Source organism: Achromobacter pestifer, from assembly GCF_013267355.1.
In the GTDB taxonomy this organism is placed as follows: Bacteria; Pseudomonadota; Gammaproteobacteria; order Burkholderiales; family Burkholderiaceae_B; genus Achromobacter; species Achromobacter pestifer_A.
This window is the reverse complement of record NZ_CP053985.1, coordinates 6,848,185-6,861,755: the sequence shown is the minus strand read 5'-3', so window position 1 is coordinate 6,861,755 and position 13,571 is coordinate 6,848,185. Positions and strand designations below refer to the sequence as shown.

The window sequence follows — 13,571 nt, the reverse complement described above, 5'->3', positions numbered from 1 at the left end:
TGCCGAGGAGCCCGACAATGAAGGTCATGATCGCCCGCCTGAACCACGAGACCAATACGTTCTCGCCGGTGCCCACGCCGCTGTCCGCGTTCGGCAATGACGGCCCTGCCTTCGGCGCCCAGGCCTATGCAGATAACAAGGGCAAGCGCACGGCCATGTCGGCCTTCATCGATATTGCCGAGGCCAATGGGGCGACCGTGGTCACGGCGGTTTCCGCCACCGCTTACCCCAGCGGCCCGGTGTCGGCGGACGCCTATAGCCGGCTGTGCGACGCGATCGTGGCCGGCGCGCAGGGCTGTGGCGCCATTCTGCTCGATCTGCATGGCGCGATGGTGGCCGAGACCACCGACGATGGCGAGGGCGACCTGCTGGAGCGCCTGCGGCGGCGCACGCCGGACGTGCCCATCGCCGTGGCGCTGGACCTGCACGGCAATGTCACGCCCAAGATGATGGCCAATGCCGACGTGATCGTCAGCTTCAAGACCTACCCGCACGTGGACATGTACGAGACCGGCGAGCACGCGGGGCGCATCCTGTATGACTGGCTCAACGGCGGTCCGCGCCCGGTCATGGCCTGGCGCCGCCTGCCGCTGATGACGCACACCCTGCGCAGCGCCACGGCCCAGGGCGCCATGAACCGCGCGGTGCAGGCGGCGCGGGGCGCGGAAAAGGACGGCATCCTGGGCGTTTCCGTGTTGGCGGGCTTTGCGCTGGCGGACATCCCCGACCCGTGCCTGAGCGTGGTCGTGGTGGGCTCGGGTCCGCAGGAGCAGGCGGAACGGGTCGCGAGCGGGCTGGCCGCGGCCATCTGGGCCGAGCGCGACGGCTACTTCTACGACAGCGAGCCCCTGGGCGAGTCGCTGGCCCGCGCGGCGGAACTGGCCCGCGGCGCGGACAAGCCCGTGCTTTTGCTCGACCACGGCGACAACTGCATGTCCGGCGGCACCTGCGACACCATGGAGGTGCTGATGGCGGCGGTCGACGCCGGCCTGACTGGCATCATTGCGGGGCTGTATTGCGACCCCGAGGCCGTCGAGGCGCTGGCTGCGGCGGGCAAGGGCGCCCAAGTCGAACTGCTGGTGGGCAACAAGCGGCCGATTCCAGCCATCGGCCGTCCGGCGGCGCCCGTGCTGCTGCGCGGCGTGGTCCAGGCCGTGACCAACGGCGAATATGTCATCACCGGCCCGACCTACACCGGGCAGACGGCATGCATGGGCCGCAGCGCGGTGCTGGACATCGGCGCCGCGCAATTGGTGATCACCGAGAGAACCCACGAGCCCTGGGACCTGGGCGTGTTCGAGAGCATGGGGCTGGATCCGCGCCGGGCCCGCTTTGTGCTGGTGAAGTCGCGCATGTATTGCCGCCCGGTGTTCGAGCCTATCTCCCAGGCGCTGGTGGAATGCGCCAGCGAGGGCGTCACCAGTTCGGATTTTGCGCTGTTTCCTTACCAGCGGCGCAGCCGGCCGCTCCATCCGCTGGATCCCATGGCGCCTTCGGACTACGATCCGGCCGCCTGAGGCAAGGGCCGGACGGCGTCCGCATACAATACCGGCCATGGAAAAAGTACGTATCTCCAAGCTCATGTCCGAGCGTGGGCTGTGTTCGCGCCGCGAGGCCGACACCTATATCGAGCGCGGCTGGGTCCGCGTGGACGGCATCGTGGTGTCCGAACTGGGCGCCCGGGCCTACCCTGACCAGGTCGTCACCCTGGAGCGCGCCGCTCAGGCGCGCCAGACCTCGCGCGTCACCATCCTGATCAACAAGCCCGTGGGCTATGTGTCGGGCCAGGCTGAAAAGGGCTATACGCCCGCCGTGGCGCTGATCGACTCCCGTTCCCGCTATGCCGGCGACCGCGCGCCGCAGCGTTTCGAGCGTTCGCACCTGGACGGGCTGGCCGTGGCCGGCCGCCTGGACATCGATTCCCAAGGCCTGCTGGTGCTGACCCAGGACGGCCGCATCGCCAAGCACCTGATCGGCGAAGATTCCAGCGTGGACAAGGAATACCTGGTGCGGGTGCAGGGCAGCCTGTCCGAGAGCGGGCTGGCGCTGCTGAACCACGGCCTGTCCCTGGATGGCAAGGCGCTCAAGCCGGCGCAGGTGCGCTGGCAAAACAGCGACCAGCTGCGGTTCGTGCTGCGCGAGGGCAAGAAACGGCAGATCCGCCGCATGTGCGAGCTGGTCGGCCTGAAAGTGATCGGCCTGAAGCGCGTGCGCATCGGGCGGGTATCGCTGGGCGACTTGCCGTTGGGGCAGTGGCGCTACCTGCGCGAGGACGAGCGCTTCTGATGTCCGTTTCCGGTTTCTGATTAGGCGGTCTGGCTGACAGGTGATGTCGGCCAGTCCTAGATTTTTCAGTCTGTTTCCGACTCCCGCTTATTTCATGAAAGCAGGAGTATTCTTCGCGTGCCCTGTGTTGCCCAGGCGCTCCATCAGGAATTCGATGAAGATCCTGGTCTTGGCGGGCAGTAGCCGCGTCTCGGTCACGGCGTAGACCGGGAGCGGACCCAGTTGCCAGTCGGGCAGCACGCGCTGCAATTGGCCGGACTGCTGTTCCGCCTGTTGGCCGCCCACCAGCACCACGATGCCCGCGCCCAGGATGGCCAGGCGCCGCGCCATGGCGACCCCGTTGACGGAAAAGCGGTTGCCCGGCGTGAATTCGATGTGCTGGCGGCCGTCGGTCAAGGGCCAGGGCGTGACCTGTCCGGCGCCCTTGGCGCGGAACTCTATGCACTCATGCCGGGTCAAGTCGCTGGGATGCAGCGGTTCTCCGTGCTTTTCCAGGTATTCGCGCGAGGCGTACAGATGGGCGGGCAGCATGCCCAGCAGCCTCGCAATCTGTGACGAATCGGGCAGTTCGCCGATTTCGATCGAAATATCGCAGGTCTGGAACACGCGCTGCGCGTGGTCCGGATTGGCCAGATCAAGGAAAAACGTGACGTCGGGGTAGCGGCGGGAAAATTCCATGAACGATTCAGCCAGGAAGTCCGTGCCGAAATCCGCGGGCATGTTCACCCGCAGCGGCCCGGCCGGCGTATCGACCAGCTTCTGCAGTTCTTCGTGGGCGATCTGCGCTTCGGCCACGATGCGTTGGCAGCGTTCGAAGTACAGGCGCCCGGCGTCGGTCAGCTCGACCTTGCGGGTGGTGCGGCTGAGTAGCCGCAAGCCGACGGACCGCTCCAGTTCGGCCACCTGGCGGGACAAGGTCGACTTCGGGATGCCCAAGATCACCGCCGCGCGGCTGAAACTGCGCGTTTTGGCGACCTCGACGAAAAGTTCCATGCCTTGCAAGCGTTTCATGACCGAATTTTGTCATAGTCTGGTGCGGCCATTGTCCCATAAATGGAATGATGTTTTCTCAACATGCCTCTTTGTTTCTGGGGCGGGATAACTCAGAATGCGGGTTCTGCAATGCAGCAATGCGACAAAGCCCAGCCTGCGTGTTCGAGGCAAATCCACCCCATCGATGCGCACGGACCGCATAGACGCGATCCGGGGCGGGCTTTTTTTTTGTTGAAATCGGGAATGCAATCTATGGATAAGAAAAGCGCTATGTGGCGCAGCGCGGCGGTCGTCACGCTGACGGCATCGGCCCTCGCTCTGGCCGCTTGCGGCAAGAAGCAAGACGCTCCCCAGGCGGGCAAACCCCAGGTAACGGTAGTGACGCTCGCCACGCAGCCCGTTGCGCTGACCACCGAGCTGCCCGGACGCACTTCGCCATTCCGCGTGGCCGAAGTGCGCCCCCAGGTCAACGGCATCGTCCAGAAACGCCTCTACACGGAAGGCGGCGAAGTCAAGGCGGGGCAGCAGCTCTACCAGATCGATCCCGCCCTCTACCAGGCCAGCCTGGACAGCCAGAAGGCCGCCTTGGCGCGCGCCCAGGCGCAGCAGAAGACGGCCGCGCTGCTGGCCGAGCGCTACAAGCCGCTGGTCGCCACCCGCGCGGTCAGCCAGCAGACTTATGACAACGCCGTCGCCTCGCGCGACCAGGCCGCCGCCGATGTGCTGTCGGCCAAGGCGGCGCTGGACACGGCGCGCATCAACCTGGTCTACACCAAGGTGCTGTCGCCCATCGACGGCATCATCGGCCGTTCGGCGGTGACCGAAGGCGCGCTGGTCACGGCCAACCAGACCACGGCGCTGGCCGCGGTGCAGCAAATCGATCCCATCTACGTCGACGTGACCCAATCCAGCGTCCAGCTGCTGCGCTTGCAGAACGCGCTGGCCAGCGGTCAGCTGAAAAAGGCCGACGGCGAGCAGGCCGCGCTGGTGACGCTGACCCTGGAAGACGGGTCGCAGTACGCCCAGCCGGGCAAGCTGCAGTTCTCGGAAGTCACGGTCGACCAGGGTACGGGCTCGGTCACCTTGCGCGCGGTGTTCCCGAATCCGGACCGCCGCCTGTTGCCGGGCATGTTCGTGCGCGCCCGCTTGGCCGACGGCGTGGCCGCCGACGGCCTGCTGGTGCCGCAGCGTGGCGTGACGCGCAATCAGCGCGGCGTCCCGACGGCGCTGGTGGTCAACGCCAAGAACCAGGTCGAATTGCGTGAACTGAAGACCGACCGCGCCATCGGCGACAAGTGGCTGGTCACCAGCGGCCTGGCCGCCGGCGAAAAGGTCATCGTGGAAGGCTTGCAGATGGTGCGCCCGGGGGCTGAAGTGGTCGCCACCGAAGCCAGCGCCGCGCAGCCCGTGCAGCAGCCGCAAGCAGCCGCCGCGGCGGCCAAGCAGTAGTAGTCAGGGAGCCTTGCATGGCAAAGTTTTTTATCGATAGACCAGTTTTCGCATGGGTGATCGCGATCGTGCTGATGATGGCCGGCGCGCTGTCCATTCTGAAGTTGCCGGTCTCCCAATACCCCAACATCGCGCCGCCGGCCATCGGCATCGCGGTGACCTACCCGGGCGCGTCCGCGCAGACCGTGCAGGACACCGTGGTGCAGGTGATCGAGCAGCAGATGAACGGCCTGGACGGGCTGCAGTACATCTCCTCGGAAAGCAACTCCGACGGCAGCATGTCCATCACCCTGACCTTCTCCCAGGGCACCAACCCTGATACCGCGCAGGTCCAGGTGCAGAACAAGCTTGCGCTGGCGCAGCCGCTCTTGCCGCAGGAAGTGCAGCAGCAGGGCATCCGCGTCACCAAGGCCACCAAGAACTTCCTGATCGTGGCGGGCTTCGTGTCCACCGACGGCTCGATGACCAAGGACGACCTGGCCGACTACGTCGCCTCCTACGTCCAGGATCCCATCAGCCGCACGCAGGGCGTGGGCGACTTTCAGCTGTTCGGTTCGCAGTACGCGATGCGTATCTGGCTGGATCCGGCCAAGCTCGTCAACTACGGCCTGACCACGGTCGACGTGGTGACCGCGATCAAGGAACAGAACGTGCAGGTGTCGTCCGGCCAGCTCGGCGGCCTGCCGTCCGTGCGCGGCCAGCAGTTGAACGCCACCATCATCGGGCCGTCGCGCCTGGAAAAGGCGGAAGACTTCGGCCGCATCCTGCTCAAGGTCAACGCCGACGGTTCGCAAGTGCGCCTGGGCGACGTGTCGACCATCGAGCTGGGCGGCCAGACCTACGCCATCGACAGTTTCTACAACGGCAAGCCGGCCTCGGGCCTGGCGGTCAAGCTGGCGCCGGGCGCCAACGCGCTGGATACGGCCCAGGCGGTGCGCGACACCATCAACAACTTGAAGCCTTACTTCCCGCCGGGCATGGACGTGGTCTATCCGTACGACACCACGCCGTTCGTCAGCCTGTCGATCCATGAGGTGTTCAAGACGCTGATCGAGGCCATCATCCTGGTCTTCCTGGTGATGTACCTGTTCCTGCAGAACTTCCGCGCCACCATCATCCCGACGCTGGCGGTGCCGGTGGTGCTGCTGGGCACGTTCGGCGTGCTGGCGGCGTTCGGCTATTCCATCAATACCCTGACCATGTTCGGCATGGTGCTGGCCATCGGCCTGCTGGTGGACGACGCCATCGTGGTGGTGGAAAACGTCGAGCGCGTGATGGCGGAAGAAGGCTTGTCGCCCAAGCAGGCCACCCGCAAGTCCATGTCGCAGATCACCGGCGCCCTGATCGGCATCGCCATGGTGCTGGCGGCCGTGTTCATTCCCATGGCCTTCTTCGGCGGTTCCACGGGCGTGATCTACCGCCAGTTCTCCATCACCATCGTGTCCTCCATGGTGCTGTCGGTGATCGTGGCCATCGTGTTCACGCCGGCCTTGTGCGCGACCTTGCTCAAGCCCATCCCCAAGGGCCATCACGGCGCCAAGAAGGGCTTTTTCGGCTGGTTCAACCGCAGCTTCGAGCGCAGCAGCAACGGCTACGCCAATACCGTCGCGCGCGGCCTGAACCGCAGCAAGCGCCTGATGGTGATCTACCTGGCGCTGGTCCTAGCCATGGGCTGGATGTTCACCCGCATTCCGACCGCGTTCCTGCCGGATGAGGACCAAGGCATTCTGTTCGCCCAGATCCAGACGCCCGCCGGCGCCACGGCGGAAGCCACCAAGGCCGTCATCGACGACGCCACCAAGTACTTGCTGACCGAGGAAAAGGACGCCGTCACCTCGGTGTTCGCGGTCAACGGCTTCAACTTCGGCGGCCGCGGCCAGAACGCGTCCATCCTGTTCATCAAGCTGCGCGACTGGGAAGAACGCGGCGACGCCCGCCTCAAGGCCGGCGCCGTGGCGCAGCGTGCCAACGCGCACTTCCGCAAGACGGAGCGCCGCGGGCAATTGTTCGTGGTGCCGCCGCCGTCCGTCATGGAGCTGGGCAACGTGACCGGCTTCGACTTCCAGCTGATGGACCGCGCCGGCGTGGGCCATGAGAAGCTGCTTGCCGCGCGCAACCAGCTGCTGGGCGAAGCCGCCAAGAGTCCGGTCCTGCAGGGCGTGCGCCCCAACGGCATCGAAGACGCGCCGCAGTACCAGCTGGACATCGACCGCGAGAAGGCGCGCGCCCTGGGCGTGGCCGTCTCGGACATCAACAGCACGCTGGCCACCGCCTGGGGGTCGTCGTACGTCAACGACTTCATCGACCGCGGCCGCGTGAAGAAGGTGTTCGCGCAGGGCGAGGCTTCCTCGCGCATGCTGCCGGAAGACCTGAACAAATGGTACGTGCGCAACAAGGCGGGCGACATGGTGCCGTTCTCGGCGTTCGCCAAGGCCACCTGGAGCTACGGTCCGCAGAAGCTGAACCGCTACAACGGCGTGCCGTCGTACAACATCCAGGGCCAGGCGGCGCCGGGCTACAGCTCGGGCGCGGCGATGGCGGAAATGGAGAGCCTGGCGTCCAAGCTGCCGGTGGGCGTGGGCTTTGAATGGACCGGCCTGTCGTTCGAGGAACGCCTGTCCGGCGCCCAGGCGCCCGCGCTGTACGCCATCTCGTTGATCGTGGTGTTCCTGTGCCTGGCGGCGCTGTACGAAAGCTGGACGATCCCGTCGGCGGTGATGCTGGTGGTGCCCCTGGGCATCATCGGGGCCTTGCTCGCCACCATGCTGCGGGGCCTGTCCAACGACGTGTACTTCCAGGTGGGCCTGCTCACAACCATCGGTTTGGCGGCCAAGAACGCCATCCTGATCGTGGAGTTCGCCAAGGAGCACTACGAGCAGGGCGCCAGCCTGACCGAGTCGGCCATCCATGCCGCGCGCCAGCGCCTGCGTCCCATCCTGATGACGTCGCTGGCGTTCATCCTGGGCGTGACGCCGCTGGCGATCTCGTCGGGCGCGGGTTCGGGCAGCCAGAACGCCATCGGCACGGGCGTGATCGGCGGCATGCTGACCGGCACCTTCCTGGCCATCTTCTTCGTTCCGGCCTTCTTCGTGATCATGCTGCGCGTCTTCAAGGTCAAGCGCATGAGCGAAAACGTCGATGTGCACGACACCAGCGTCAACGGTACGCAGGCCGTGTCGACGGAGGGCCAACCGCAATGACATTCCCGATGAGAACCTTGCTGTCTGTTTCCCTGGCGGCGGCCCTGGCGGGCTGCTCGCTGGCCCCCACCTACGAACGGCCGGACGCGCCGGTCGATGCGGCCTATCCCACGGGTCCGTCCTACCAGGCGGCCCAGCCCGCCGACGCCGGCGGCCTCTTGACCGCCGACATCGGCTGGCGCGATTTCTTCGGCACGGATCCGCTGCTGCAACAGCTGATCGAGCAGTCGCTGGCAAACAACCGCGACCTGCGCGTGGCGGCCCTGAACGTCGAGGCGGCGCGCGCGCAGTACCGCATCCAGCGCGCCGATCTGATGCCCAGCGTGGGCATCGCCGGCCAGGAAACGGCCCAGCGCTCGCCGGCCGACTTGTCGGCCAGCGGCCGCGCCACCACCAGCCACAGCTACCAGGTGGGCGCCGCCATGTCGGCCTGGGAACTGGACCTGTTCGGACGCATCCGCAGCCTGAGCGACAAGGCGCTGGAATCCTATCTGGCGTTGGACGAAACCCGCACGGCGACCCAGCTGACGCTGATCGCCGAAGTGGCCAACGCCTACCTGACCCTGCGCGCCGACCAGGAACTCCTGAGCCTGACGCGCGACACGCTCAAGAGCCAGCAGGATTCCTTCAAGCTCACGCAGCAGAGCTATGACCAGGGCCTGTCCACGGCGCTGGACCTGAGCCAGGCGGAAGTGTCGCTGCGCACCGCCGAGCGCAACCTGTCGCAGTACACGCGCCAGGCCGCGCAGGACCGCAATGCGCTGGTCCTGCTGGTGGGCCAGCCGCTGTCGCCCGAAATGACGGCGGCGCTGGACAACGCGGTCAAGCTCGACGATGCCATGCTGCCGACCACCTTGCCCGCCGGCCTGCCGTCGGACTTGCTGGCCCGCCGCCCGGACATCCGTTCGGCCGAGCACCAGTTGAAGGGCGCCAACGCCAATATCGGCGCGGCGCGCGCGGCGTTCTTCCCGACCATCAGCCTGACGGGTTCGGCTGGCACCGCCAGCGCCAGCCTGGGCGGCCTGTTCGAAGGCGGCTCCGGCGCCTGGAGCTTCGTGCCCCAGATCACCGTGCCGATCTTCGCGGGCGGCTCGCTGCTTGCCGGCCTGGATCTGGCCAAGGTGCAGAAGAACATCCAGGTCGCGCAGTACGAGAAATCGATCCAGACGGGTTTCCGCGAAGTGGCGGACGCCCTGGCTGGGCGCGGCACCCTGGACGAGCAGATCCAGGCGCAGCGCCTCCTGGTGGCCGCCAACCAGCGCGCCTATGACGCGTCGGACCAGCGGTTCCGCCAAGGCATCGACGACTACCTGAGCGTGCTGGATTCGCAGCGTTCGCTGTACACCGCGCAGCAGGCGCTGGTGGACACGCGCCGGGCCAGGCTGTCCAACCTGGTCACCTTGTACAAGGTGCTGGGCGGCGGCTGGACCGAACGCACGGTCACCGCGCAGGCCCAGCAGCAATAAGGGCAGGCAAAAAAAACGGGCCGATCTTTCGATCGGCCCGTTTTCATTTCAGATCCAGCAGGACGTCAGGTGCGTTTCTTGGCGATCAGGCCCACCACGAACAGCACGACGATCGCGCCGACGACCGATCCGATCCAGCCGGCGGGTTCGCCCGGCGCGTACCAACCCAGCGACTGGCCCAGGAAGCCGGCGACGACCGAGCCGACGATACCCAGGATGGTGGTCATGATGATCCCCATGTTCTGGTCTCCGGGCATGATGGCGCGGGCGATCAGGCCCACGACGAACCCGACGATGATCATGATGATGATGCTCATGCGCGTACTCCTTGCTGGAAGTAAAAGGGGGCAGTGTGGCTAGATGATACCCACGCCCCGCGCGCAGCGGTTGTAACAACTGGTGTATGGCGCAGGCAGGCAACATGCCGTCCCGCGCGGGCGGGCGCTCAGGAAGTCAGGTCGATCAGTTGGCGCACGTCCCGGGTCATGGCCTCGATGCTGTCGGTGTCGGAAGCCAGCAATCGGGCCTGCCCATCCTTGTCGAATATATACACGCCGCGGCTGTGCGTGACTTCGTACATGTCGGCGTCGTCGCCCGGGCGCGGCTTCTCGATCTGGTAGGCCACGCGATAGCGGCGCGCCAGGTCCGCGATCTGCTTCTCGTCGCCGGTCACGCCGATGGCGTTGTTGTTGAAGGCGTTGACGTAGGCCTGCAGGATGTCCGGCGTGTCGCGGTGCGGGTCCACGCTGACGAACAGGATGCGCACATCGCGGGCCTTGTCGCCCAGGTTCTGCAGCACGGCGGTCAACTGCGCCATGGTGGTCGGGCAGATGTCGGGGCAACTGGCATAGCCGAAGAACAGCAGCACCGTCTTGCCCTTCAGGTCGTCGCTGCTGACCGTCTTGCCGCCCGCGCCGGGCAGCGAGAACTTCAGGTCGGGCAGGTGCCCCTTTACGTTGTACAGGGTCCAGTCGACGTTCCTGTCGCCGCAGGCAGCGAGAAACACGCACAGGGTCAGCAGCAGGCCGCGCAGGGCGCGGCCGGAAATGAGGTGTCGCATGAGTCCAAGGGCCGGTAGGGGGTAAACCTTTTGATTCTACCCGCAAGCCGCGGGCAGGGCAGAGCGGGGAGGGGGCGCCGGCTTGGGGCGGCTTGTCCTGGCGCAAGCCGAGGGGGCGGAACCGGCTTGCCCACTTGTAAAGCTTTGTCTGTTTATTGTTTGGATCTGGCGAATTCGCCAGACCCGGTGCCATGGCTGCCGCTACATTCAGGGCCGTGTCAGATTTCAGAATCCAGAGGCGCCGCAAATGGACATGCCAGTCAGGAATTCCTTGGGCTATCCCTACTATCCCTACTACCCCGTCGTGCTCGACATCCTGCGCAGCCGCCTGGCGGATTCGGTGCTGGACGCGCCTTGCGGACTAGGCTGGCTGGGCGACATGCTGCCCGCCGCCAGCGGCCGCCAGGTCGATATCGACGGCGTGGGCCTGTGGGAGTTTCCCCCGGCGGACGGCGGCTACCGCCGCGTGACGGAGCACGACCTGGAAACACCGTTGACGGTTGCCGAGCCCTATGACGCCGTGGTCTGCTGCGAGGCGATCCATTTGCTGACCAACCCCGGCGTGCTGGTGCAGAGCCTTTACCGCGCGCTGCGTCCGGGCGGCACTCTGATCGTCACCACGCCCAACACCTGGTATTTCCGTTCGCGCCTGCAGTTCCTGCTGCGCGGTTTCCATTCGGGGTTCCGGCCCATGGTGGGACGGCAGCGCGGCGAGGATTACGTCACTTACTTCCCCTGGAGCTTTCCGCAGCTGCACCTGCTGTTCAAGCACTACGGTTTCACGGACATCAGCTTGCACGACGTGGACGAGATCAAGCCCAAGCGCATGGTGGAGCATGTGCTGGCCATGCCGTCCCGCCTGTATTACGGCCGCAGACTCAAACAGGCGCAGGACGAGGAAAGCCGCCGCTACTGGAAGCAGGCCGGTTCCGACCAGTCCGTGCACGGGCGCTGGCTGGTGATGTCGGCGCGCCGGCCGGTCGACGCTGCATAGAAAACGGCCCGCCAGGGCGGGCCGTCGGGTAGCGACTGGGAAGCTGACGCTCAGGCGGGCGTCATGCCGCTATGGCGCAGCAGGGCATCGATGCGCGGTGCGCGTCCGCGGAAGGCGGCGAAGGATTCGGCCGCCGGGCGCGACCCTCCCACGGCCAGCACTTCACGCCGAAAGCGCGCGCCGGTTTCCGGGTCCAGCGTGCCCAGGGCGTTGCCGGCCTGGCGTGCCGCGGCTTCCTCGAAAGCTTCGTAGGCGTCGGCCGACAGCACTTCCGCCCACTTGTAGCTGTAGTAGCCCGCGCCGTAGCCGCCCGCGAACAGGTGCGAGAAAGCATGCGGCAGGCGGTGCCAGGCCGGCGGGAACAGCACGGCCACTTCCTGGCGCACTTCCTGCAGCAGGGCCAGCACTTCGGCAATGGAGGCGCCCCGGGCGCGGTCATGCATCTGCATGTCGAACAGCGCGAACTCGATCTGGCGCACGGTCTGCATGCCGCTCTGGTAGTTGCGGGCGGCAACCAGGCGGTCGTAGAGCGCGCGCGGCAGGGGCTCGCCCGTGTCGACGTGGGCGGACAGCTTCTGTACCACCGCCCATTCCCAGCAGAAGTTCTCCATGAACTGCGAGGGCAGTTCGATGGCGTCCCACTCCACGCTGGCGAAGGCCGCCGCGCCAGGCTCGTCCACCTCGGACAGCAGGGCGTGCAGCGCATGGCCGGTTTCGTGGAACAGCGTGATGACGTCGTCGTGCGTCAGGACGGCGGGCTTGTCGCCGTTGGGGCGCGAGAAGTTGCAGGTCAGGTAGGCGATGGGCGTTTGCAACTTGCCGCCCACGACGCGGCGCGTGCGCTCGCTGTCGACCCAGGCGCCGCTCTGCTTGCCGGCGCGGGCGTACAGGTCCAGGTACAGGTAACCGATGAGTTCGCCCTTGGGGCTTTCCACGCGCACGCCGCGCACATCACCGTGCCAGGACGACACCGGCGTTTCCGCCAGGCGCACGTCGAACAGGGTTTCGATGACCTCGAACAGGCCCGACAGCACGCGCGGCTCGGTGAAATACTGCTTCACCTCGTCTTCGGAGTAGGCGTAACGCGATTCGCGCAGGCGCTCTGAAGCGTAGGCCACGTCCCAGGGCTGCAGATCGTCCAGGCGCAGTTCGCCGGTGGCGTAGGCTTTCAATTCCGCCAGGTCGCGCTGGGCGTAAGGCTTGGCGCGCGCGGCCAGGTCGCGCAGGAACACGGTGACTTCCTGCGCGTCGCGCGCCATGCGGGTCTGCAGGCGCAACGCGGCGAAGGTGCCCAGGCCGAGCAGGCCGGCTTCCTCGGCGCGCAGGGCCAGCAGCTCTTCGATGAGCGGCGAGTTGTCGAACTTGCCGTCGCCGTGTTCCGACGCCACCGTGCCATAGCCGCGGTACAGCGCCTCGCGCAGCGAGCGGTCCTGGGCGTACTGCATGACGGGCAGGTAGCACGGCATCTTCAGCGTGAGCTTCCAGCCCGGCTTGCCGTCTTCCTCGGCAGCGGCGCGGGCGGCGGCCCGCACGTCGGCCGGAATGCCGGCCAGGCGGGCTTCGTCCTCGACCAGCAGCGACCAGGCGTCGATCGAATCCAGCACGTTTTCGGAGAATTTCTGCGAGGACTGGGCCTCGCGGTCGGAAATGGCGGCGTAGCGTTCGCGGTCCGCGCCTTGCAGCTCCACGCCGCTCAGGCGGAAGTCGCGCAGCGCCATTTCCACGATGCGGCGGCGCACCGGCGTCCAGGACGCGAAGTCGGGGGCGGCGGCCAGGCGCTGATATTGCTTGTACAAGCCTTCGTGCAGGCCGACCCAGGTGGAGAATTCAGTCACCAGGGGCAGAGCGGCGTTATAGGCTTCGCGCAGCTCCGGCGTGTTGACCACGGCATTCAGGTGGCCGGCCACCGACCAGGCGCGCCACAGGCGTTCCGAGGCCGTGTCCAGCGGTTCCACCACGGCATCCCAGGTGGGCGCCAGCGCGGGGTCGGCGGCGCGGTCCACGGCCTGGCGGGCGATGCCCAGCAATTCCTCGACCGCGGGCACGATGTGCCCGGGCTTGACGGCCGCGTAGTCGACGAGGTCGGAGACAGGGGCGAGCAGGGGGTTCTGGGTCATGGTGTT

At 66.6% G+C, this 13,571-nt stretch carries 10 protein-coding genes; 6 read left to right on the top strand and 4 right to left on the bottom strand.

What is annotated here, in order from left to right:
- Positions 1-17: 17 nt before the first annotated feature.
- Positions 18-1,517, top strand: coding sequence for a M81 family metallopeptidase (locus FOC84_RS32255; RefSeq protein WP_173149525.1), 1,500 nt, complete (start codon positions 18-20; stop codon positions 1,515-1,517).
- A gap of 37 nt (positions 1,518-1,554) precedes the next feature.
- Entirely contained in the window at positions 1,555-2,286 is a 732-nt protein-coding gene (locus tag FOC84_RS32250) for a pseudouridine synthase (protein ID WP_173149523.1), read from the top strand.
- Between the two features lie 87 nt (positions 2,287-2,373).
- Here the strand turns inward: FOC84_RS32250 and FOC84_RS32245 are convergent, their stop codons facing one another.
- Positions 2,374-3,279, bottom strand: a complete 906-nt coding sequence (locus tag FOC84_RS32245; RefSeq protein ID WP_173150570.1) for a LysR family transcriptional regulator — start codon at positions 3,277-3,279, stop codon at positions 2,374-2,376.
- Between the two features lie 252 nt (positions 3,280-3,531).
- On the opposite strand from FOC84_RS32245, the gene FOC84_RS32240 reads away from it, so the two are divergent.
- The 3 genes from FOC84_RS32240 to adeC are packed head-to-tail and all read left to right on the top strand — an operon-like array spanning position 3,532 to position 9,394.
- A complete protein-coding gene (locus FOC84_RS32240) occupies positions 3,532-4,728 on the top strand; it encodes an efflux RND transporter periplasmic adaptor subunit (RefSeq protein WP_438800857.1) in 1,197 nt (398 codons plus the stop codon).
- Between the two features lie 17 nt (positions 4,729-4,745).
- The gene (locus tag FOC84_RS32235) at positions 4,746-7,928 is read left to right on the top strand and encodes an efflux RND transporter permease subunit (RefSeq protein ID WP_173149521.1); all 3,183 of its coding nucleotides are present in this window, start codon (positions 4,746-4,748) and stop codon (positions 7,926-7,928) included.
- Positions 7,925-9,394, top strand: coding sequence for an AdeC/AdeK/OprM family multidrug efflux complex outer membrane factor (gene adeC, locus FOC84_RS32230; RefSeq protein ID WP_302053183.1), 1,470 nt, complete (start codon positions 7,925-7,927; stop codon positions 9,392-9,394). Before FOC84_RS32235 ends, adeC begins: the two co-directional genes overlap by 4 nt.
- A 65-nt stretch (positions 9,395-9,459) precedes the next feature.
- On the opposite strand, the gene FOC84_RS32225 is transcribed toward adeC, so the two are convergent.
- Complete coding sequence (locus FOC84_RS32225; RefSeq protein ID WP_088140076.1) at positions 9,460-9,711, bottom strand: GlsB/YeaQ/YmgE family stress response membrane protein; 252 nt, start codon at positions 9,709-9,711, stop codon at positions 9,460-9,462.
- 128 nt (positions 9,712-9,839) lie between these two features.
- Positions 9,840-10,454 (bottom strand): SCO family protein, encoded by a 615-nt coding sequence (locus FOC84_RS32220; RefSeq protein ID WP_173149517.1) that lies wholly within the window; start codon positions 10,452-10,454, stop codon positions 9,840-9,842.
- Between the two features lie 247 nt (positions 10,455-10,701).
- On the opposite strand from FOC84_RS32220, the gene FOC84_RS32215 reads away from it, so the two are divergent.
- Positions 10,702-11,448, top strand: coding sequence for a class I SAM-dependent methyltransferase (locus tag FOC84_RS32215; RefSeq protein WP_173149515.1), 747 nt, complete (start codon positions 10,702-10,704; stop codon positions 11,446-11,448).
- A gap of 50 nt (positions 11,449-11,498) precedes the next feature.
- Here FOC84_RS32215 and FOC84_RS32210 read toward each other — a convergent pair whose 3' ends face one another.
- Positions 11,499-13,565, bottom strand: a complete 2,067-nt coding sequence (locus tag FOC84_RS32210) for a M3 family metallopeptidase (RefSeq protein ID WP_173149513.1) — start codon at positions 13,563-13,565, stop codon at positions 11,499-11,501.
- Between the last annotated feature and the right edge of the window lie 6 nt (positions 13,566-13,571).